The organism is Myxococcus sp. CA033 (genome assembly GCF_013336625.1).
Lineage (GTDB): Bacteria > Myxococcota > Myxococcia > Myxococcales > Myxococcaceae > Myxococcus > Myxococcus llanfairpwllgwyngyllgogerychwyrndrobwllllantysiliogogogochensis.
This window is the reverse complement of sequence record NZ_JABUMU010000002.1, coordinates 1030748-1049250: the sequence shown is the minus strand read 5'-3', so window position 1 is coordinate 1049250 and position 18503 is coordinate 1030748. Positions and strand designations below refer to the sequence as shown.

Below are 18503 nucleotides of genomic sequence, written 5' to 3'. Positions count from 1 at the left end.
AGATGGGGTCGAGCCATATGCCGTGCGCTGATGCTGGCGGGGTGTCGCGGTGCCGCGGGGATGTGCCACACCAGCTGCACCCTGGAAGGGCAAGGTGACGTGGTCGGAAGAAGGCTCGTCCAGAACCATTGTCGAGCCCATGGCGGCGGTACGCGTCACGGGCTCACTGTGCGGGCATCAGGCCCGCTTGCCGCGTGTCTCCAGGTACTGCCAGATTCCGGCGGCCAGGGCGCCTGCTGCGATGCAGATGGCAATGCCGATTCCCGAGTTGCCGAACGCAACCCCCAACACCACTCCGCCGAGCATTCCCCAGACAAGCCTGGTCGACATACCAAATCCTTTCCAAGGCCTTGGGCGAAGGGCCTGAGCTGCTTCTCCCCGAGGGAAGGCCATGAGATGGGCAGCCAACCCAAGCTAGGGGCCGAGGTGGAGTGAGGCATCCCCGGGCCACTCGGGCCTCCCCTCATCATGGTGTCCGTTGAAAGGCGAGGAAGGCGACGAGGGGCCAGGTGAGATGCAGGAGGCCGAGCGAACGGCCTTCTGCCGACGAGCGGGGATGAAAGAGGAATTGCCCGCGCCGGTGTGCAAAGGCGTCGCTACCGCGCCGGCGGGTACTTCTGGAGCTTTCGCTGGAGCGAGCGGCGGTGGATGCCGAGCTTGCGCGAGGCCTCGGAGATATTTCCCGCGCAGTCCGCGAGCACGCGATGGATGTGCTCCCACTCCGCGCGCGCCAGCGAGGGTGCTTCAAACGTCTCCGGCGCCGCCAGCGATGGCTCACCCGAAGCTCGCGCGAAGGCCGCGAGGATGTCGTCCACGTCCGCCGGCTTGGGCAGGTAGTTCACCGCCCCCAATCGAATCGCATCCACCGTCGTGGAGATGCTCCCATAACCCGTGAGGACGATGGCCTTCGTGGACGCGTCCACCGCCAGCAGGTCCTTCACCACTTCCAAGCCACTGCGTCCCGGCATGCGCAGGTCCACCACCGCGTACTCCGGTGACTCCCGCCGCGCTGCCGCCAGCGCCTGGTCGTAGTCGCCCGCCGTGGTGACTTCCCACCCGCGCTCACGAAACGCCCGCGCCAGCCGCTCCCGCAGCGTCGCGTCGTCATCCACGAGCAACAGGCTCGGATGATGCCCATCACCGCCCACCGTGCTCACGACGAGACCTCCGTTGCGGGCGGTGCGCCGACAGGCAGCGCCAGGCTCGCCACCGTCCCCTGTCCCGGCGTGGACCGCAGCTCCAGCGAACCACCGAGCTGCTCCGCCAGCGTGCGCGCGAGAAACAGTCCCAACCCCATGCCCTCACCCGGCGCCTTCGTCGTGAAGAAAGGCTCGCCCGCCCGAGCCAGGATTTCCGCTGGCATCCCCGCCCCGCCATCGCGCACCTCCAGTCGCGCGCCTCCTCGCCCCGCCAGCACCCGCAGCTCCACCGACCTCGAAGGCGGCGACGCCTGGAGCGCGTTCTTCACCAACCCCCGCACCACCCGCGCCAGCGCTCGCGGAGGCCCCTGCACCCGCCACGCGCTCAATTCCTCGGGCAGCTCCACCTGCACCCGCTCCACGCCCGACAGCTCCGACAGCGAGTCCTCCACCAGCCGCCCCAGCGGCATCGGATGGAAGGCCTCTCCCGTCGTCTGCCCCGCGTCCGCCGACATCTGCACCAGCACGTCGCGGCAGCGGTCCACCTGCTGCCGGATGAGTCGCAAATCCTCGCGCACCGCCTCGGACGTGCCCGCCACCGTCAGCGCCCGCTCCACTTCCTTCGACACCACCGCGATGGTCGACAGCGGCGTGGACAACTCATGCGCCGCGCCCGCCGCCAGCGTCGCCAGCGAGGCCACCTTCTCCCGCCTCGCATGCTGCGCGCGCGCCTGCGCCAGCTCCTGCTCGCGCTCCTCCAGCGCCCGCGTCACCCGCTGCACGAAGTACACGATGAAACCCGCGGCCACCGCGAACGCCACCCACATTCCATTGATGTGCAGCCGCATCAGCGCCGCGTGGTCCGGCCGCGACAACCCAGGCACCAACACCACGTCCTGCAGCAGGAACAGCGAACCGAACGCCATCAGCGTGAAGCCCAACAGGCTCCACATCCACCGCGCGGGCAACAGCACCGTCCCCAGCGCCACGTTCACCAGATACAGCGTGGTGAAGGGATTGTGCGTGCCACCACTCAGCGCCAGGAGCCCCGTGAGCACCAGCGTGTCCCACAGCATCAACTTGCCGATGGTGCCCTCCGTCACCCGGGCCCGGCCCAGCCACGCTCGCACCGCGAGGTTCGTGGCGGCCTCCAGCCCCAGGAGCCCCGCCAGCACCGGCACCGGCAACGCCAGCTCCAGCCCATACGCCGCCAGCGCGATGACCAGCGCCTGCCCCAGCAAGAGCCCCCAGCGCAGCCGCAGCAGCCACTCCAGGTTGATGCGGGCGCGAGAATCGAGCTCGGTGGAGACAGGAGGCGTCATGGCACGACAGCGGACTGGAGCGAGGCGGAGCGGGCCACATTGCCCAGCAGATCCACGTTGCGAGGCGACTCGCCCGGACCCACGCCATCCAGCCACGAATCCCACGCCAGTGTGAAGACCCGCGCCGCCTTCGGCGCGTCTTCCGTCAACTCCAGCCCGTCCAGCACCACGTCCACCGACGAGCGGCCCCGCGTCTCCACCTCGAAGTCACGCTCCCCATCCGCCAGCGTGCCCCGGACGTGCAGGCTCAACCCCAGCATGTCCACCGGCACCGCGCCCTGTGACGCGGACGACAACCCCTCCGCGTCCGAGTCCGCCGGCTCGAAGGTGAGCCTCGCCCGGCAGTAGCGCCCCGGCGGCGGACGCATCACTCCGAGCGACACCACCTCTCCATCCGTGGCCCCCAGCGCCACCACGTGCGGCGTGCCCAGCCGCAGCGCGTTCGACACCGAGTGCGCCCAGGCCGTCCCCAGCGGGGACAGCTCGTTCAACAGCCGCCGCCAGCCCGTCGTCTCGCAAGGAATCAACTCCACGCTGCCCAGCGTGACCAGCGCCCCGAAGAGCGTGGCCCGCGCGCCCTCATCCGTGACGAGCGTGCGAGCCCCCGCCGCCTCCGGGACGCCTCGCGCCCGAGCGGTGGTGAGCCCCAGGGTCAGCTCCATCCCCTCGATTCGCTCACCGCCACCACAGCCGGCGAGACACAGCAACAGGGAGGGCAGGGCGAAGCGCTTCACGGCGACAGGCATGGCTCAGAGGTCATACGCGACGGACATCATCGCGATGGGAGTGGGCGCCACGCGTCCGTGGAGCCGGTTGAAGAAGGGAACCCGCACGCCCGCGGCCACGACGATATCCGTGCTGGGACTGAAGAGGACATCGGGCGACGCGTAGCTGATGACGCCACCGCCGTTCTCCTCCTTCTCGCCGTCGATTTCCGCCGCCGCTTCCACCCGGCTGTCGAGCCCCAGCCGCACCGCCCACCGGGGCGCGGGCTGGTACTGCGCGGCCAGCGTCGTGCGCAGGGAAGGCCCCGCGCGGAAGCCCAACATGCCTCGCGTGGGCAGGAAGCCCGTGGCGCTGACGAGGAAGGACCAGTCGCCCCGGAAGTGCTGGTAGGCCACGCCCGCCAGCGGGTCCACCGAGCCGCTTCCCAACTGCGTGTCCAAATCCAGCAGCGTTCCGTCCGCCGCGCGCAGCCGGGGCGCGGTGGGCAGCTTCACCCCGGCGAGCACGCTGAAGAGATGGTCCGCGGAGAACTCGCGGTCCTGGTACAGGAACGCCTTCGCGCTCACCTCCACGTCGCCCACGCCCCAGCCGCGCTCGCGCGCCAGGCTCACCGAGCGCACCTCGCGCGCCTGCAGGGGCAGGGTGGCCGACAGGAACAGCCAGGGCAGCGGCGCGTAGGCCACCGCCACGTCCATGCGCGCCTCGCGCAGGCGCAGCGCGTCCACGCGCTCCTGTCCCACCGTATGGCCCCAGGCCCGCAGGGTGGTGGACAGTCGGAGCCGTCCGGAGAACGGCTGCTCGGTGCCCATCGACGTGAGCGTCGGGTCGCCACACGCACACGTGGCGCAGGCCCAGGCGGAGGACACGGGCACCAGCACGGCGCCGCAGAAAAGGAGGAGGGCGAGGGAGGCTTTCACGACGGAGAGGACGATACGCCCGGGGCCGCCACCGCCGCGTGTGGCGTGTTGTCGCAGTCCATCGGGGCGACCGGTGGCACGCGGCGCCACCCGTGGAGCGAACGGGGGAGCGGGCGATGGCTGCCTCGCGGGAAGTCATGGGCAGGTTGAGAATGACTTCCACGCCCCGGCGTTGGTGGGAAACAGGAGGCCTTACATGGGAGTGCTCGCGCCGCTTGGTCGGCTGCTCTTTTCCGCCATCTTCATCACCAGCGGCTTGAATCACTTCATCCAGCTCGATGCGCTCACGGCGCACGCGCAGAGCTCCGGCATCCCCGAGCCGCGCCAGGCCGTGTTGCTGTCGGGCGTCGCGCTGGTGCTCGGAGGGCTGTCGGTGCTGCTGGGCGTGTTCGCTCGCCTGGGGGCCGCGGCCATCGCCATCTTCCTGGTGTGTGCGGCCTTCATGGTCCACCGCTTCTGGCTCATCGCGGACCCGGTGCAGGCGCAGGACCAGCTCATCCACTTCATGAAGAACCTCTCCATGGCCGGAGGCGCGCTCTTCATCGTGTACTTCGGCTCCGGCCCCTTCAGCCTTCGTCGCGGGGGCCGCAAGGAAGGGCTCCTCGGCGGCGGGCGGATTGGCACGCCGCTGAGGCCCTGAGGCACGAACGTGCTCAGCCCGCCGCGGCGATGGCCGTCGCGGCGGCGCGCAGGGTGAAGAAGGCCACTTCCGGCTCGCTGCCCCGGCGCAGGTACGGGCCGCCGAAGCCGAAGCCCAACCCCCGGTTCACATAGAGCTGGTTGCCGTTCACCTGGTAGTGCCCGCGGATGTAGGGCTGGCCCGCGCGGCGGAACAGGCGTTCGGTGAGGCCCTGGACGATGAACTGGCCGCCGTGCGTGTGCCCGGAGAACTGCACCAGGTTGCCCTGGGCGGGCAGCTTGTCCACCGTGGGCGGAGTGTGCGCCAGCACCAGCCGCGTGCCGGACTCCGGCGCGCCGCGGAACGTTGCCTCCACGTCGTCGCGTCCGGTGCGCCCGTCATCCACGCCCAGCACCGTCACCGGAGCGCCGCGCAGGTGGACGACGCGGTGCTCGTTCTGGAGCACCGTGTAGCCCAGGTGCTCGAAGCACTGGCGCAGGTAGGGCGCGTCCACCCAGTGGTCATGGTTGCCCAGCACCACGAAGACGCGGCCCTTCAGCCCGGAGAGCACGTCGCGCACGCGCGGCAGCGGCTTGGGGCTGTGGGTGACGTAGTCGCCCGTGAGAAAAACAAGGTCGGGTGACTCCGCGTTGACGGCCTCCACCGCGCGGCGGATGCGCACCTCGGAGGTGGCCTGTCCCACGTGGACGTCGGAGAGCTGCGCCACGCGCAGGCCGTCATGACACGCCGGCAGGTGCGGCAGGTGGAGCAGGTTCTCCGTGAGGGTGAAGTGGTCCCTCCACCGAAGGCGTCGCTCCGGGCGCAGCGGATCCGCTCCGCTCCAGGCCACCACCTCGTTGCGGCCCCCCTGCAGGGGCTCCAGGTGAGATCCACTGGACGAGGACGACGAGGGGCGGCGACGGGCCAGACGTCTCAAGCGCATGCGGTGCGGTTCCTTTTCCGGGCCGTGGGCGGCGAGCGCCCGATTCTATGAAGCCGGGGGAGGTGGGTTGAAGCAGGTGTCCCGCGCACGCCTGCCCTCCTTGCGACCAGCAGCGGGGTGAGGGGAAAACCCTCATGATTCTGGGAAGATTCCGGGAGGGCCTCGGGCCTTTCTTCCACCATTGGACACACTGTCGGGGGGCATGCGGTGACGGCGTCCTACGAGGTTGGTACACACGCTGAGACGATGAGCCCCCGGCTTGGGACGGCCCCCGACATGGGCCCGGAAGTGATGATGCCAGCCGGTGAATCCGCCCCTGAACGGCGGGAGGCTTCTTCCGAAGGCTTACGCCCCGTCGCCCTCTCCGAGCTGATGAGCACCATGCCCCTGGGCATGGCGGTGGTGGACCGGGAGCTGCGCTTCGTGGAGGTGAGCGAGGCGCTCGCCTCCCTCAACGGCCTGCCGCGCGAGGCCCACCTCGGTCGCCTCATGGACGAGGTGATGAACCCCCACTCGTCCCTGGGGGACACCGCCCGCCGGGTGCGCCGTGTGCTGGAGACGGGCGAGCCCCTGGACGGGGTGGAAATCATCCACCGCGAGCCCGGCATGGGCGTGGAGCGCACGCGCGTCTTCCGCGCCAGCTACCACCCGGTGCGCCGCGACGGCGAGGTCATCGCCGCGTGCATCTACGTGGAGGACCTGACGGAGCGCCGCCGTGTGGAGGCCCAGCGTGACGCGGGCGCGGCCCGGGAGCGCGCGGTGCGCGAGCAGGCCCTGCGCGAGACGCAGGAGGCCGTGCGCGCCCGCGACGAGTTCCTCAGCGTGGCCGCGCACGAGCTGCGCACGCCGCTCACCAGCATGCGGCTGCACCTGCAGTTGCTCTTGCGACAGGTGACGGGCGCGCAGCCCGCGCTGGGGCAGGAGCTGGCGCCGCGCGGTCAGGTGCTGGAGCGACAACTGTCGCGGCTGGGCAGCCTGGTGAACACGCTCTTGGACGTGTCGCGGCTGGCGGCGGGCAAGCTGAGCCTGGAGCCGCGCGAGCTGGACCTGGTCCAGGTCGTCCGGCAGATGGTGGACGCGTTCTCCGAGGAGTTCGCGCGCGCGGGCTGCGAGCTGGCGGTGCACGTGTCCGGGACGCTGCCGGGCCAGTGGGACCCGCTGCGCGTGGAGCAGGTGCTGGTGAACCTCCTGTCCAACGCGGCCAAGTACGGCGCGGGGCGGCCGGTGGAAATCTCGCTGGTGGGCGAGGGCACCGTGGCGGTGCTGGCCGTGAAGGACCACGGCATCGGCATCTCCGAGGACGGCATGGCCCGCCTGTTCGGCAAGTTCGAGCGCGCCGTCTCCGAGCGCCACTACGGCGGCCTGGGCCTGGGCCTCTACATCACCCGGCAGATTGTGGAGGCCATGGGAGGCAGCATCACCGTGCGCTCCGCCCAGGGCCAGGGCTCCACCTTCATCCTCCGCCTGCCCACGCAGCCGCGCGCGCCGTCCGTCGGCATCCAGGCCGTGGTGGTGGGCGGCAGGGCGAAGTAACGAGGACGGGCGCCCCCTCCGATGGTCAGGAAGGAGGCGCCCGCCGTGTGTCGGCTCGAGCCCGCGAGGCTCTTGCGTGTCAGTACCCGCGCAGCACGTACAGCCGCCCGTCCACGAGGGCGTACAGCGCGGCTGGCGTCACGCGAGGGTCATAGATGAGCTGCCGCACCTCACCTCCACTGACGCCCGCCACCTTCTCCATCTGCTTGCCGGGCGTCAGGCGCCACAGGCCGTTGTGCGCCGTGCCGACGAAGAGCGAGCCGTCGGCGGTGGCCGCCAGCGCCGTGTAGTCGTTGGTGTTCGCGCCCTCGATGCGGACGTAGTCCGTGTCGGCGTACTTCTTCGGGTCGTGTCGCTGGGGATTCGCCTGGAACTGCCACAGGCCGCTGCCCAGGCCCGCCACGTAGTACAGGCCGTCCTTCGTCTTCTGGATGGCGCGCCACTTGTTCTGGGGCGCCGCCTGGTCGCGGTACTGGTCGTTGCCCGGATTGACGGGGTCCACGAAGGTGTTGAGCAGGTACTCGGAAATCTCCGCGTCGGCGGGCACGCCGTCACGGTTCTCCCGGTCCCACCACTTGAGGTCCGCGTTGGGCGGGAGGATGCCAATCTTCCAGTCGTTGGCGATGAGCAGGTGGCCCTCCGACGAGAGTCCAAGCCCGTAGGTGTAGCCGGCGCGCTGGGACTGCTTGGGAGGTTTGCTGGGGTCCTCATTCGGGATGGTCTGCCACCACGCGGGGTGCCGGTGGCTGCTGTAGTCGTAGCCGCGGACGCGCGTCACGCCGTGGTTGGTGCCGAGGTAGACCTCGCCTTCGTACGTGCCGCTCATCACCCGGACGCACGAGTAGACGGAGCGGTCCTCGTCGTAGTGGAAGTCGTTGCTGTTGCGGATGCCGAGGGGCTCGTTGCGGCTGGGGCGGCTGGTGCCCGCGGAGCGATAGAGGTGCTCGCGCAGCACGATGTCCGAGCCCTCGCCGTTGAGCTGCACGACGTCCACATCGCCCTTCTGGAACTCGACGTAGCGCTCCTCCGAGAAGCCCTCCTCACCCCGTCCGATGATTCTCTGGCCGCCCACGATTTCGTCGTGCGTCCGGTAGCCGACGTAGGCCTCGCCGGCCTTGCCGCCGCAGATGACGGTGGAGTCGATGGCGAGCTTGTCCGCCTCCCACCCCAGGCCGAGGCTCGCCTGTCCAATGGGCTGGCTGGTCCACAGCGGCCGGTCCGTGCCCGCGCGCAGCACGCCAATCTGGTTGCCGTTGAGCAGCCAGACGTTGTGCGCGCCATCCACGCCCACCGAGCGGACCTTGGGGATGTCGTACTTCGCGGAGAAGTTCGTCAGCGCGTCCGTGGGCCAGGGGCCCTCGGGCGTCGTGGGCTGCGTGCCGCCGTCTGGAACCGGGTCCGTGCCTCCGTCGCCAGGGCCAGGGCCGGCGTCACCGGGGCCCGCGTCGTCGCCACCGGCGTCCGTGCCCGCGTCGCCGTCGCCCGCGTCCTCCGTCCCGACGTCACCCCCGTCATCCGAGGGCGACTGGATGTCATCACCGCCGTCCTTCGACCCCGTCCCCTTCGAGCTGTCGCAGGCTCCCGCCGCCAACACCATCGCCACACCGACACACGCGCCCAACAGTCGTCGAATCACCGATTCCTCCCGTCCCCGGTGTGGAGCAAGCGGCGTACCGGGGTGTTGCGCGCGTGCCCACATGGGAAAGAGGGAAGCGCGCTGCCCACCGTGGGCAAGGCGCGGGCGTGACGTGTCGCCAGAAATGACCAGGCCCGCCCCCCGTGAGGGAAGCGGGCTTGGGAGGCCTGTCGGCCGGGTGACTCAAGCAGGGCTTCAGTGGACGGCGTCGTCCACGTCCTGCTTCAGGTCATCGCCCGTCTGCTCCACCTGGTCGCCGGCCTTCTTCGCGTCCTTCTTCGCGGCGTCGGTGGTGCCGGAGCCGCCCGTGCCCTTGGCGCCCTTGGGGCTGGTGGCGCGCAGCTCCACGGCGACGGCGTTGTCACCGGAGAGCTGGAAGCGGGCGTGGACGTCCGCGCCCTCGGGGAGCTGGTCGGCCCGCACCGTCTTGCCGTCCAGCTTCACCACCGTCTGGGGCTTCACATCCAGCTCGGCGTCCGGCAGGTCCTTGCGCGACAGCTTCACGCTGTCGTCGTCCGACTCCTTCACCGTGCCCTTGATGTTCAGCGAGTGCGCCTTCTTGAAGGTGTTGTCCACGCCGGGCACCTTCGAGGCCTCCTTCGTGGCGCCGTTGATGCCGCGCCCCACGTCGGAGGCGTCCACGCCCGTCTGGACGCGCGCGCCGGAGCTCGGAATCTGGTTCTGCGACGGTTGCTCGGCGGGCTCGCTCTGCGCGAACGCGGCGGAGCCCAGGCACAGCGCGAATGTGGTGATGAGCTTCTTCATGGGGTTCCCTCTCCCTTGGTCGGTTGAATGACTTCTGGGAGCAAGGGTGGGGAGGCTGCCTCCCTTCGCCAACCTGTCCGGGAAACCCCCACGTCGCTTCGCCCGTGGAGCGAGCAGGCGAAGCAAGGCGTCGCTCAGACGGCCTGGCTCAGGCGCTTCACCGTGGACAGCAGCTCGTGCAGGTCCAGCGGCTTGCGCAGGCAGCCCGCCACGTCGAGCTGTTTCGCGGCGGCCTCCAGGTGGAGGTCCGCGCTCGCCACGACGACGGGGATGTCCGACAGCGCCGTGTCATGGCGCAGCGCCTCGCGGAAGGCGAAGCCGTCCATCCGGGGCATCATCAAGTCCAACAAGATGAGGTGCGGACGCGAGCCCTCCTGGCGCAGTTGCGCCAGCGCCTCCAGGCCGTCCGCCGCGAGCAACACGGAGTAGCCCTCCAGCTCGAACGCGTCCTGGAGCGCGTCGCGGATATCCAAATCGTCGTCCACGACGAGCAGTGTCTGAAGCGGTTGCACCGGTCCTCCGACCCTGGTCCGGAGCGGACTCGCTCCCACACCACGGTAACGATGGGGTTGACTTCGTCCAGGTGGAAGCGCTTCGCCGGCGAACCGGGTCAGGGAGTGCTCACCACCCGACGCCCGCTCGCCCTGGGACCACGCTCCGGGTCCAACATTGCAATGGAGTTGCGTTAATTCGGATTACACGGAAGTTGATGCTGTGTTGGTTTGCTCGTCTTGCGGGTTGGACTGAAGATGCGCCCGGCTGCCCGTCCCCTCGGCGGGCGCCCATTCCAGGGAGCAGACCGCATGCGAACCATGTGTCGAAGTGGAGCAGGCAGGAAGTTGATGGCCTCGCTGCTGTGCACGCTGTCCGTCGCGGCGTGTGGGCCCGCGCCCGAGCCGACCAAGCCGGAGGAGGCTCCTCCCGCGACGGGGACCACCGGGCAGCCGGTGGTCTACGGCACCGACAACCGCACGGATGTCTACGCGCACACGAACGCGACGCTGCGCGCGCGCGCCGAGCAGTCCACCGTGGCGCTGATGAGCCCGTCCGACTTCACCGTGAACAGCGCGGGCAACGTGACGTTCAACGCGCCCACGCTGGGGTCGGCGTATGGCCTGTGCTCCAACCAGCGCTTCCTGAACGACCTGACGCCGGCGTTCTGCTCGGGCACGCTCATCGACGATGACCTGGTGCTGACGGCGGGCCACTGCATCACCAGCGCGTCCGCGTGCAGCAGCACGCGCGTCGTCTTCAACTTCTACCGGACGTCGGCCACGGGGATGAAGGCCGTGACGTCGGCGGACATCTTCTCCTGCCAGTCCATCGTGGTGCGCAAGCAGGAGTCGAGCCCGCTCAACCTGGACTACGCCATCATCAAGCTGGACCGCGCCGCCACGCCGCGCTTCGTCCCCGCGCCCATCCGCGCCGGCAACGCCCCGCTGGCGGTGGGCTCGAAGGTGACGGTCATCGGCTCTGGCAGCGGCATCCCCTTCAAGATTGACGACGGCGGCTCCGTGCGCAACGCGCGCGCCAGCACGCTGGACTTCTTCGTCGCCTCCACGGACACGTTCGGCGGCAACTCCGGCTCCGGCGTGTACGAGAACACCGACTACACGGTGGCGGGCATCCTCGTGCGCGGCGAGACGGACTACGTCGCCAACGGCAGTTGCGACATCGTCAACACCTGCACGGAGACGGGCTGCCGTGGCGAGGACATCACCTACGTGCGCCCCGCGGTGAGCGCGTACTGTCTGGTGGCTGGCAGCCTGCGGCTGTGTGGCACCACCAACCCCCCGCCCACCACGACGTTCGCGTTCACCGCCACCAACACCAACAACGCGACGCAGAACACCACGGACAAGACGGTGACGCTGGCCGCGGGCCAGACGCTCCAGTTCGGCACCTGCACGCTGACGGGCGCCTCCGGCACGGGTGACACCTACCTGCGCCTGGTCAACTCGGCGGGCACGTCCGTGGCGAACAACGACGACTCGTGCAGCCTGCTGTCCTTCGTCTCGTATACGGCCCCGACGGCGGGCACGTACACGATGCGCGCCGGCTGCTACTCCAGCAACAGCTGCAGCGGCACCGTGGCCTACGTCATCCAGTAGTCGCACCCCGCGTGCGCCGGGCGCATGAACGCCCGCGTCCGGCCACGCACAAGCCGCCTGGGCCCCGTCGAAAGGGGCCCGGGCGGTCGTCACCTGGGGTCAGCGGGCGCTTGGGAAGCGCCGGACTTCAGGCGCAGCGGTCGCAGACGCCGCGCAGCTGCACGTCCACGCTCTTCTGGGCCACCGCGCGAGGCACGCCCTTGGAGGACGCGATGCGGATGGACTCCTCCGGCAGACACGCCACCGTGCCGCAGTCGGTGCAGGTGAAGTGCGGGTGGTTGCCGCTGTGCTCGTCGCCCGAGCGTCGCAGCTCGAAGCGCCACACGTGGTCTCCCAGGTCCGCGCGCACCACCAGGCCGGCCTCGGTGAGGTCCGTCAGGTTGCGGTAGATGGTCACCCGGTCATAGCCCTCGTCACCCAGTGCATCCACCAGGTCGGCGTGGCTCATTGGCGCGGTGGCGGTCTCCAGTTCGCGAAGCACCGCCACGCGGGGCGCGGTGCTGCGAAGACCCGACGCGCGGATCCTCTCCTGGAAATCAGCGAGCTTCGGCTGCACGGCGATTCGTTTGGCTCCCATGATATCTTTTCGCATAACCGATCTGCGGGACACTTTCACCTCGCCCGTACCGCAACGTCCGATGTCGAGGACTGGAGTGGCTCGCCCGCCGGGTCCCCCCAGACTCTCTGATATGAGAACAAACACCAGGAGTCCAGGATACTGGTGCAATCCTTGTGCGGAACGAGAGTTCGCGCCTTCCGGCTTCCTGAGTTCCTGATTCGGACGCTCGTGGACCCCGTGAGGTTCAAACTGGCCACCGCGCTCGGAGGGAGCGGGCTCCGGATGTCGTGGACATGACAGTCGCCCCGTCGCGTCATGGAGGGCTCCAGGGGGTGGTATCAGAAACAGGAAGTCGAGTGAGTCCTGGGTGCAGGTGCAACTCATGAGTCACCGGTGACGCGGTGCCGGAAAGAAGCCGGTTCGCGCCGCGTGTGGCCCTGCCCGGGCTCACGGTGGGGGGCTCGCCCGGCGTGTGGGGCGGGCATACGGGTGGACGGGCTCCAGGCTGGTTTTCGTATCTGAGTTGTAAAAGCACCTGCGATGTTTTTGTCGCGGAGTTCCCGCGCGGTGCCGGGGAAGGGAGGGCGCCTCGGGTTGCCTGGAGGGCAGAGGCGGGTGTTGTCCTGTCCAACACTCCGGCACGGGTACCTTGACTCACTGCGATGAGTGCCCACACTTGCGCCTTTCGCTCCGCAGGGTGCTCTGGACGGCCCTGTAGCTCGTGTCTCCGGGTCCCCCTCGCCGTGACGAAGCCCAGCCTGCTGCTCATCGAAGAAGCCAGCGTCGCCCGGGAGCTCCAGGTGCTCGCGCTGGAGAGCCAGGGGTGGCAGGTCGTTGCCCTGGCGGACGTGGGGGCCGCCGCCTCGCTGCTCCAGGCCCAGCCGGTGTTGCTGGTGGTGGCCGCCGCGGGGCTGTTGGCGGCCGGACAGGAGGGACTGGCGGCGTTGCGCCGGGCGCTGGAGACGACGGCGGTGGGGCTGTACGTGCTGGCCTTCCCCGCGGAAGAGGAGGTGGTGCGCCGTCACTCGCTGCCGCTGACGGGCTTCTTGTGGCGCCCGCTGAGCCTGTCGGGGCTGGTGGAGGGCGTGCGGCAGGCCTTGCCGGGGCTGGAGGCACAGGCGCCCCGGCCGCTGGTGCTGGTGGCGGATGACGACCCGGTGTCGCGCAAGCTGCTCCAGCTGTTCCTGGTGCCCCTGCGCTTCCAGGTGGTGTCCGCGTCGGACGGCCCGCAGGCGCTGGACGTGGCGCGGCGGCGGCGGCCGGACGTGGTGCTCGCGGACGCGCTGATGCCGCGCATGGATGGCTACAAGCTGTGCCTGGCCCTGCGGCAGGACCCGAGGCTTGGGCGCGTGCCGGTCATCCTCACGCACGCGCTGGCGCCGGACGAGCTGGATTTGCGCATGGCGCAAAACGTGGGGGCCAACGGCTTCGTGCGGCGCGCGCAGGATGGGGACGAGCTGGTGGGGACGCTGCTGCGCGCGCTGGAGGCGGGAGGCCCCGCGCCGCTGGTGCCCACCGGGGAGCTGTCCACCGAGGACCACCTGTACCGGGTGGTGCGGCAATTGGAGCGGCGGGTGGGGCTGCTGGAGCATGCGGAGCGGGGCGCGCGCGAGAGCGAGGAGCGCTTCCGGCGGGTGGTGAATGGCTCCTATGACGGCATCTGGGACTGGGACCTGCGTCGTGGCTCGCTCTACTGGAGCCCGCGCCTGTTGGAGATGCTGGGGCTGACGCCGGAGTCGTTCGCCGGCACGTATGAAGCCTTCGTGGAGCTCCTGCACCCGGAGGACCGGGCGGCCGTGCTGGCCGCGCTGACCGAGCACCTGGAGCGGGGCGTGCCCTACGACGTGGCCTTCCGGCTGCGGCATGCGACAGGGGGCTATCGCTCCTGCGTGAGTCGGGGGCGCGCGTCGCTCGACGGCCAGGGGCAGCCGGTGCGGATGTCGGGCATCATCGGCGACGTGACGGAGCAGCTGCGGCTGTACCGCGAGGCGCGCGAGGCGGTGCGCGCGCGCGACGACTTCCTCAGCGTGGCGGCGCATGAGCTGCGCACCCCGCTGGCCGCGCTGCGCCTGCGGGTGCAGGGCGCGCAAGGGGCGCTGCGGGTGCTGGGCGTGGCCCAGGCCGTGCCCCGGCTGGAGCGGGCGCTGGAGGCCGCGGACCGGCAGGTGCAGCGGATGTCGGACCTGGTGGAGTCGCTCCTGGACGTGTCCCAGTTCCAGGGCGGCCCGCCCCACCTCCACCTGGACGTCGTGGACCTGTCCTCGCTGGTGCGTGACGTGGTGGCGCGCTCGGAGTCGGCCGCGGCGCGCGCGGGCTGTGAGCTGGTGCTCGGGCCCATGTCACCCACGCGGGGCCGCTGGGACGGCACGCGGCTGAGGCAGGTGGTGGCGCACCTGTTGTCCAACGCGATGAAGTTCGGCCCTGGCAAGCCGGTGGAGGTGGAGCTGGCGCACGAGGACTCCACCGCGACGCTGTGGGTGAAGGACCACGGCATCGGCATCGCCCCGGAGCGGGTGGAGGGCCTGTTCCGCCGCTTCGAGCGCGCGGTGCCGGTGCGCCACTACGGCGGCCTGGGGCTGGGGCTGTACCGGCTGCGCCGCATCGTCGAGGCGCATGGCGGCGAGGTGTCCGTGGACAGCACGCCCGGCGAGGGCTCCACGTTCCGCGTCCGCCTGCCCCTGGACGGCCCCCCCACCGCCCGCGCCTGACTCAGAGCGAGTCGAGGAAGGCCACGAGCGCGTCGCGCTCCCCCTTCGACAGCGCGCGCACGGCCTCGCGCGCGGACGCGGCCTCGCCGCCGTGCCAGAGGATGGCCTCCAGGGGCGTGCGCGCGCGTCCGTCATGCAGCAGCCGCGAGTGTCCGCTCACCTCCCGCGCGCGGCCCAGGCCCCACAGGGGCGCGGTGCGCCACTCGCGGCCCGAGGCGAGGAAGTCCTCGCGCCCGTCGGCCAGCGCGTCCCCCAGGTCATGCAGCAGCAGGTCCGAGTAGGGCCAGATGAGCTGGCCGGACAGCTCCGGGTAGCCCGCGAGCGTGCCGGTGGTGACGGACGGCCGGTGGCACTTCGCGCAGCCCACGCGGTGGAAGACGGCCTTGCCGCGCAGCACGTCGGCTAAGTCCACGCCCGTGCGCGTCGGCACCGCCACGGTGTGCGAATAGAAGTCGAGCGCTTCCAACTGCCGCTCGCTCACCTCGGGCACGCCGCCATGGGGCGCCGCCCGACACACGGCCTGCGCCGCCGTGCAGCTCTCCTCGGTGAAGAGGGTGGTGGTGAGGCCCAGGTCGCCCAGCAGCGCCGCCGCGTTCTGGTGCTCGATGTCCGGCTGGTTCGCCTTCCATCCGAAGCGGCCCACCACCTCGCGGCCCTGGCGCTCGCTCCACACGCGGTTGGGCCGCCCGGAGATGCCGTCGCCATTCGCGTCGTCCGGGTCCGCCCACGCAAGCAGCGTCTCGTCGCTCACCGCCGCGAGCAGGCCCAGGCCCACCATGGGCTGCGCCACCCGCGCGGACGTGCGCGTGTCGGGCGCCAGCGGCCCGTACGCCAGCTCCGTCAAATCCAGCTCCGGTGCCTGGAGCGTGTAGGGCTCCGCGTCCGCGAAGGTGCCGGGGACGTCCGTCCACTTCACGCGCACCTGCCCCTCGGCGGGCACCGCGCCGACGCTCCGGGGTTGGAGCTGGTCGCCATAGGTGGGCTCGGGCAGCGGGCCTCCGTGCGCGCCGACGCCGGGCACCGACAGGCGCACCAGCAGCGTGTCGGCGACTTCGTTCCCCTCGGGAGGACGGCCGCGCCCGTTGCCCAGGTGGCAGGCGATGCAGGAGACGGAGTGGAAGAGCGGGCCCAGGCCGTCGCGCTCGGGCTGCGAGCCGGGCGCGCCCACCCAGTTCGCCTCGAAGACGGACTCGCCCACGAAGAACTCGGAGCGGCGCGCCAGCACCAGGTTCGCCGCGGGCTTCGTGAAGGCGGCGGCGCCCGCCACCGCCACGCTCGTCTCGCCGCCGGGCCGGTCCTCGCCCACCTCCACCACGTCGAAGCGCGGAAGGGGCTCCTCGGGATTCGGTTCCCCGGGATTCGGCTCCTCGGGATTCGGCTCCTCGGGAGTCGGAGTGACGGGGCGCGCCTCCCCGGACCCGTCGCAGGCGACGAGGCCGAGGAGCGTCAACAGGAGGACCAGGCCCGCGGCGTGTTTCACGGCAGCGTCACCGGAACGGGGTCGGTGTAGGACCAGCGGTCGATGACGGCGTCGGGGCCGAGCGAGCCGTTGAAGTTCCAGCCCCACGCGTAGACGGAGCCGTCGCCGCGCACGGCGATGACGTGGGTGGCGCCCATGCCCATGGCGGACAGGGGCTTCACCTCGGGAGACGACTCGGTGGGCACGGCGCGGTCCTCATCGTCGCCCACCCCGAGCTGGCCGTTGCCATTCTGGCCCCACGCGAGCAGCGAGCCGTCCGCGCGCCGCGCGAAGCTGTAGTTGCCGTTGGCGAAGACGGCGCTCACGTCCGTCGCGCCCGGCACCTTGCCCGGCGTGGCGCTCTGCGTGTTCGCTCCGGACGTCCCGTTGCCCAGCTGCCCGCTGACGCCCAGGCCCCACGAGGACACGGTGCCATCCGCGTGCACCGCGAGGATGTGGTCGCGCCCGTTGGCCAGGTCCACCACGTCCGCCAGGCCCGGCACGACTTCCGCCGTGGGACGTCCCTGCGTGCCGGCCGTGCCCGTGCCCAGGTTGCCGTAGGTGTTGCGACCCCAGGTCCACACGGTGCCGTCGCGCTTGAGCGCCACCGAGTGCATGGAGCCGGCCACCAGCTTCACCACGTCCGTCAGGCCCAGCACCGTCACCGGGTAGTCCCGCGCCGTCGTCGTGCCGTCGCCCAACTGGCCGTCCGCGTTGTTGCCGAAGGCGCGCACCGTGCCGTCCTCCATCAGCACCAGCGCGTGACGGAATCCAGGGGCCACCGCCACCGCGCCCGTCAGGCCGGGCACCTTCGTCGCCGTGTAGCGAGGCGCGACGTCGGGCGTGCCCGGCTGGCCCAGGCCGAGCTGGCCGTCCGCGTTCTCACCCCAGGTCCACACCGCGCCGGCCGAGTCGAGCGCCATGGAGAAGTTCTGGTTGAAGGCCACGGAGGCCGCGTTCTCGATGCCCGGCACCGCCTGGGGCTGCGTCTGGTTCGCCGTCACGTCCACGCCCAGGCCCAGCTGGCCGCGGTTGTTGCGGCCCCAGACGTAGACGCGCCCGTTGCGCAGCGTGCCGCTGTGCAGGCCGCCCGCGGTGGACAACCCGCCGAAGCGGAAGGTCACCGTCTTCTCACCCGTGTTGCCCTTCGCGTCGCGCGCGCGCACCACCACCTGGTTGGCACCGGGACGGGGCGTCACCTCGAAGGAGACCGCGCCCTCGGCCGTGGTGGGCAGCGCCAGCGTCTGCTCCTCGCCGTCGTTGAGCGTGTACGAGAGCGCCGTCACGGCCACGTTGTCCGTGGCGACCGCGTCCACGCGCACGCGGCGCACGGTGATGGCCAGCCCCTCCTCGGGGGACAACACCTGCACCTGGGGCGCCTGGGCGTAGCGCAGGCTCAATACCCGCACGCTGGTGCCGCCGCTCTGGTCCACCGCCTCCAGCCGCACCTCGTTGTCGCCCTCGGGCAGCGTGAGCTCCACCGCGAAGATGCCCGACGTGGACGTCTTCTCCGTGTATTCCACGGCGCGCGCCTCGCCGTCGTTCACCCGCGCCGTCAGTCCGGCCAGCTTGCCCGGCACGCTCACCGTACCGGTCAGTCGCACCACGGGCTCACTCAGAGTGTCGCCCGACGCGTGAGACATCACCTGCATGAACGGAGAGACGGGGACGCCGGGCGTGGACTCCACGTCGGACCCGCACGCGGCGAGCCAGAGGGTCACGAGCGCCAGGACACAGGCACGGGACTTCATGGGGACTCCTGAGTTGTTGAGATTGATTTGCAGAGTCAGAAAAGTGCCCGGCCTCATATCGCTCGCGGCTCAAGGCGCGCAAGCGACAGAGGGCTCAATTTGGCGGTTGCCGCCCGGGATTCCCCGAGGGAGAAGCGTGCGCGGGAAAGCCCGGGAAGCGCTTCAGGGAGCCTGGCGGACACGGTTGGCGGGATGACCGGGCCTTGGGATTCGGAGGCCGGGCGGGCGGGCAGGTGTGGGACACTCGCACGGTCAGCACGGGGGAGCGTCCGGGCCCTCCCACTGCTGGTCCCTGTCCCAACGTACGATTGTCCT

Annotated in this window: 16 protein-coding genes; 4 read left to right on the top strand and 12 right to left on the bottom strand. The window is 70.6% G+C overall.

Going from position 1 to position 18503, the window contains the following annotated elements:
- Window positions 1–177: 177 nt before the first annotated feature.
- The 5 genes from HUA78_RS10130 to HUA78_RS10110 form a co-directional block, all read right to left on the bottom strand.
- Window positions 178–330 carry a hypothetical protein gene (locus HUA78_RS10130; protein ID WP_174476163.1) on the bottom strand — a complete coding sequence of 51 codons (153 nt, stop codon included), beginning with the start codon at window positions 328–330 and terminating at the stop codon, window positions 178–180.
- Between the two features lie 266 nt (window positions 331–596).
- Complete coding sequence (locus HUA78_RS10125) at window positions 597–1157, bottom strand: response regulator transcription factor (RefSeq protein WP_141643180.1); 561 nt, start codon at window positions 1155–1157, stop codon at window positions 597–599.
- Entirely contained in the window at window positions 1154–2461 is a 1308-nt protein-coding gene (locus HUA78_RS10120) for an ATP-binding protein (protein ID WP_174476162.1), read from the bottom strand. The genes HUA78_RS10125 and HUA78_RS10120 overlap by 4 nt, the downstream gene beginning before the upstream one ends.
- Window positions 2458–3207, bottom strand: coding sequence for a hypothetical protein (locus HUA78_RS10115; protein ID WP_174476161.1), 750 nt, complete (start codon window positions 3205–3207; stop codon window positions 2458–2460). Before HUA78_RS10115 ends, HUA78_RS10120 begins: the two co-directional genes overlap by 4 nt.
- Before the next feature lie 3 nt (window positions 3208–3210).
- On the bottom strand, window positions 3211–4104 hold the full coding sequence (locus tag HUA78_RS10110) for a transporter (protein ID WP_371745540.1): 894 nt from the start codon (window positions 4102–4104) through the stop codon (window positions 3211–3213).
- A gap of 196 nt (window positions 4105–4300) precedes the next feature.
- Here HUA78_RS10110 and HUA78_RS10105 point away from each other — a divergent pair, with 196 nt between their 5' ends.
- Entirely contained in the window at window positions 4301–4744 is a 444-nt protein-coding gene (locus HUA78_RS10105) for a DoxX family protein (protein WP_174453896.1), read from the top strand.
- 13 nt (window positions 4745–4757) lie between these two features.
- On the opposite strand, the gene HUA78_RS10100 is transcribed toward HUA78_RS10105, so the two are convergent.
- Window positions 4758–5666: a metallophosphoesterase gene (locus tag HUA78_RS10100; protein ID WP_141643175.1), complete on the bottom strand. Its 909-nt coding sequence runs from the start codon at window positions 5664–5666 to the stop codon at window positions 4758–4760.
- Between the two features lie 372 nt (window positions 5667–6038).
- Between HUA78_RS10100 and HUA78_RS10095 the strand changes: the two genes are divergently transcribed.
- Window positions 6039–7199, top strand: coding sequence for a HAMP domain-containing sensor histidine kinase (locus HUA78_RS10095; protein WP_254614123.1), 1161 nt, complete (start codon window positions 6039–6041; stop codon window positions 7197–7199).
- 79 nt (window positions 7200–7278) lie between these two features.
- On the opposite strand, the gene HUA78_RS10090 is transcribed toward HUA78_RS10095, so the two are convergent.
- The 3 genes from HUA78_RS10090 to HUA78_RS10080 form a co-directional block, all read right to left on the bottom strand.
- A complete protein-coding gene (locus HUA78_RS10090) occupies window positions 7279–8835 on the bottom strand; it encodes a hypothetical protein (RefSeq protein ID WP_174460711.1) in 1557 nt (518 codons plus the stop codon).
- Window positions 8836–9030: 195 nt separating this feature from the next.
- Entirely contained in the window at window positions 9031–9600 is a 570-nt protein-coding gene (locus HUA78_RS10085; RefSeq protein WP_174465610.1) for a hypothetical protein, read from the bottom strand.
- A 134-nt stretch (window positions 9601–9734) separates the two neighbouring features.
- On the bottom strand, window positions 9735–10112 hold the full coding sequence (locus HUA78_RS10080; RefSeq protein ID WP_141643173.1) for a response regulator: 378 nt from the start codon (window positions 10110–10112) through the stop codon (window positions 9735–9737).
- A gap of 291 nt (window positions 10113–10403) precedes the next feature.
- Between HUA78_RS10080 and HUA78_RS10075 the strand changes: the two genes are divergently transcribed.
- A complete protein-coding gene (locus HUA78_RS10075; protein ID WP_141643172.1) occupies window positions 10404–11711 on the top strand; it encodes a trypsin-like peptidase domain-containing protein in 1308 nt (435 codons plus the stop codon).
- Window positions 11712–11838: 127 nt separating this feature from the next.
- Here the strand turns inward: HUA78_RS10075 and HUA78_RS10070 are convergent, their stop codons facing one another.
- A complete protein-coding gene (locus HUA78_RS10070) occupies window positions 11839–12288 on the bottom strand; it encodes a Fur family transcriptional regulator (protein ID WP_141643171.1) in 450 nt (149 codons plus the stop codon).
- 725 nt (window positions 12289–13013) lie between these two features.
- Here HUA78_RS10070 and HUA78_RS10065 point away from each other — a divergent pair.
- Window positions 13014–14978, top strand: a complete 1965-nt coding sequence (locus HUA78_RS10065; protein ID WP_174453901.1) for an ATP-binding protein — start codon at window positions 13014–13016, stop codon at window positions 14976–14978.
- A 1-nt stretch (window position 14979) separates the two neighbouring features.
- Here the strand turns inward: HUA78_RS10065 and HUA78_RS10060 are convergent, their stop codons facing one another.
- Window positions 14980–16458, bottom strand: a complete 1479-nt coding sequence (locus tag HUA78_RS10060) for a di-heme oxidoredictase family protein (protein ID WP_174476160.1) — start codon at window positions 16456–16458, stop codon at window positions 14980–14982.
- Window positions 16455–18188: a chromosome condensation regulator RCC1 gene (locus tag HUA78_RS10055; protein ID WP_174476159.1), complete on the bottom strand. Its 1734-nt coding sequence runs from the start codon at window positions 18186–18188 to the stop codon at window positions 16455–16457. The genes HUA78_RS10060 and HUA78_RS10055 overlap by 4 nt, the downstream gene beginning before the upstream one ends.
- Window positions 18189–18503 lie beyond the last annotated feature (315 nt).

Bases quoted from the DNA above. Each gene is read 5' to 3' on its own strand.
- HUA78_RS10070 (WP_141643171.1), bottom strand. From the start codon at position 12,288: ATGGGAGCCAAACGAATCGCCGTGCAGCCGAAGCTCGCTGATTTCCAG.
- HUA78_RS10095 (WP_254614123.1), top strand. From the start codon at position 6,039: ATGAGCACCATGCCCCTGGGCATGGCGGTGGTGGACCGGGAGCTGCGC.
- HUA78_RS10055 (WP_174476159.1), bottom strand. From the start codon at position 18,188: ATGAAGTCCCGTGCCTGTGTCCTGGCGCTCGTGACCCTCTGGCTCGCC.
- HUA78_RS10105 (WP_174453896.1), top strand. From the start codon at position 4,301: ATGGGAGTGCTCGCGCCGCTTGGTCGGCTGCTCTTTTCCGCCATCTTC.
- HUA78_RS10115 (WP_174476161.1), bottom strand. From the start codon at position 3,207: ATGCCTGTCGCCGTGAAGCGCTTCGCCCTGCCCTCCCTGTTGCTGTGT.
- HUA78_RS10075 (WP_141643172.1), top strand. From the start codon at position 10,404: ATGCGAACCATGTGTCGAAGTGGAGCAGGCAGGAAGTTGATGGCCTCG.
- HUA78_RS10130 (WP_174476163.1), bottom strand. From the start codon at position 330: ATGTCGACCAGGCTTGTCTGGGGAATGCTCGGCGGAGTGGTGTTGGGG.
- HUA78_RS10100 (WP_141643175.1), bottom strand. From the start codon at position 5,666: ATGCGCTTGAGACGTCTGGCCCGTCGCCGCCCCTCGTCGTCCTCGTCC.
- HUA78_RS10120 (WP_174476162.1), bottom strand. From the start codon at position 2,461: ATGACGCCTCCTGTCTCCACCGAGCTCGATTCTCGCGCCCGCATCAAC.
- HUA78_RS10085 (WP_174465610.1), bottom strand. From the start codon at position 9,600: ATGAAGAAGCTCATCACCACATTCGCGCTGTGCCTGGGCTCCGCCGCG.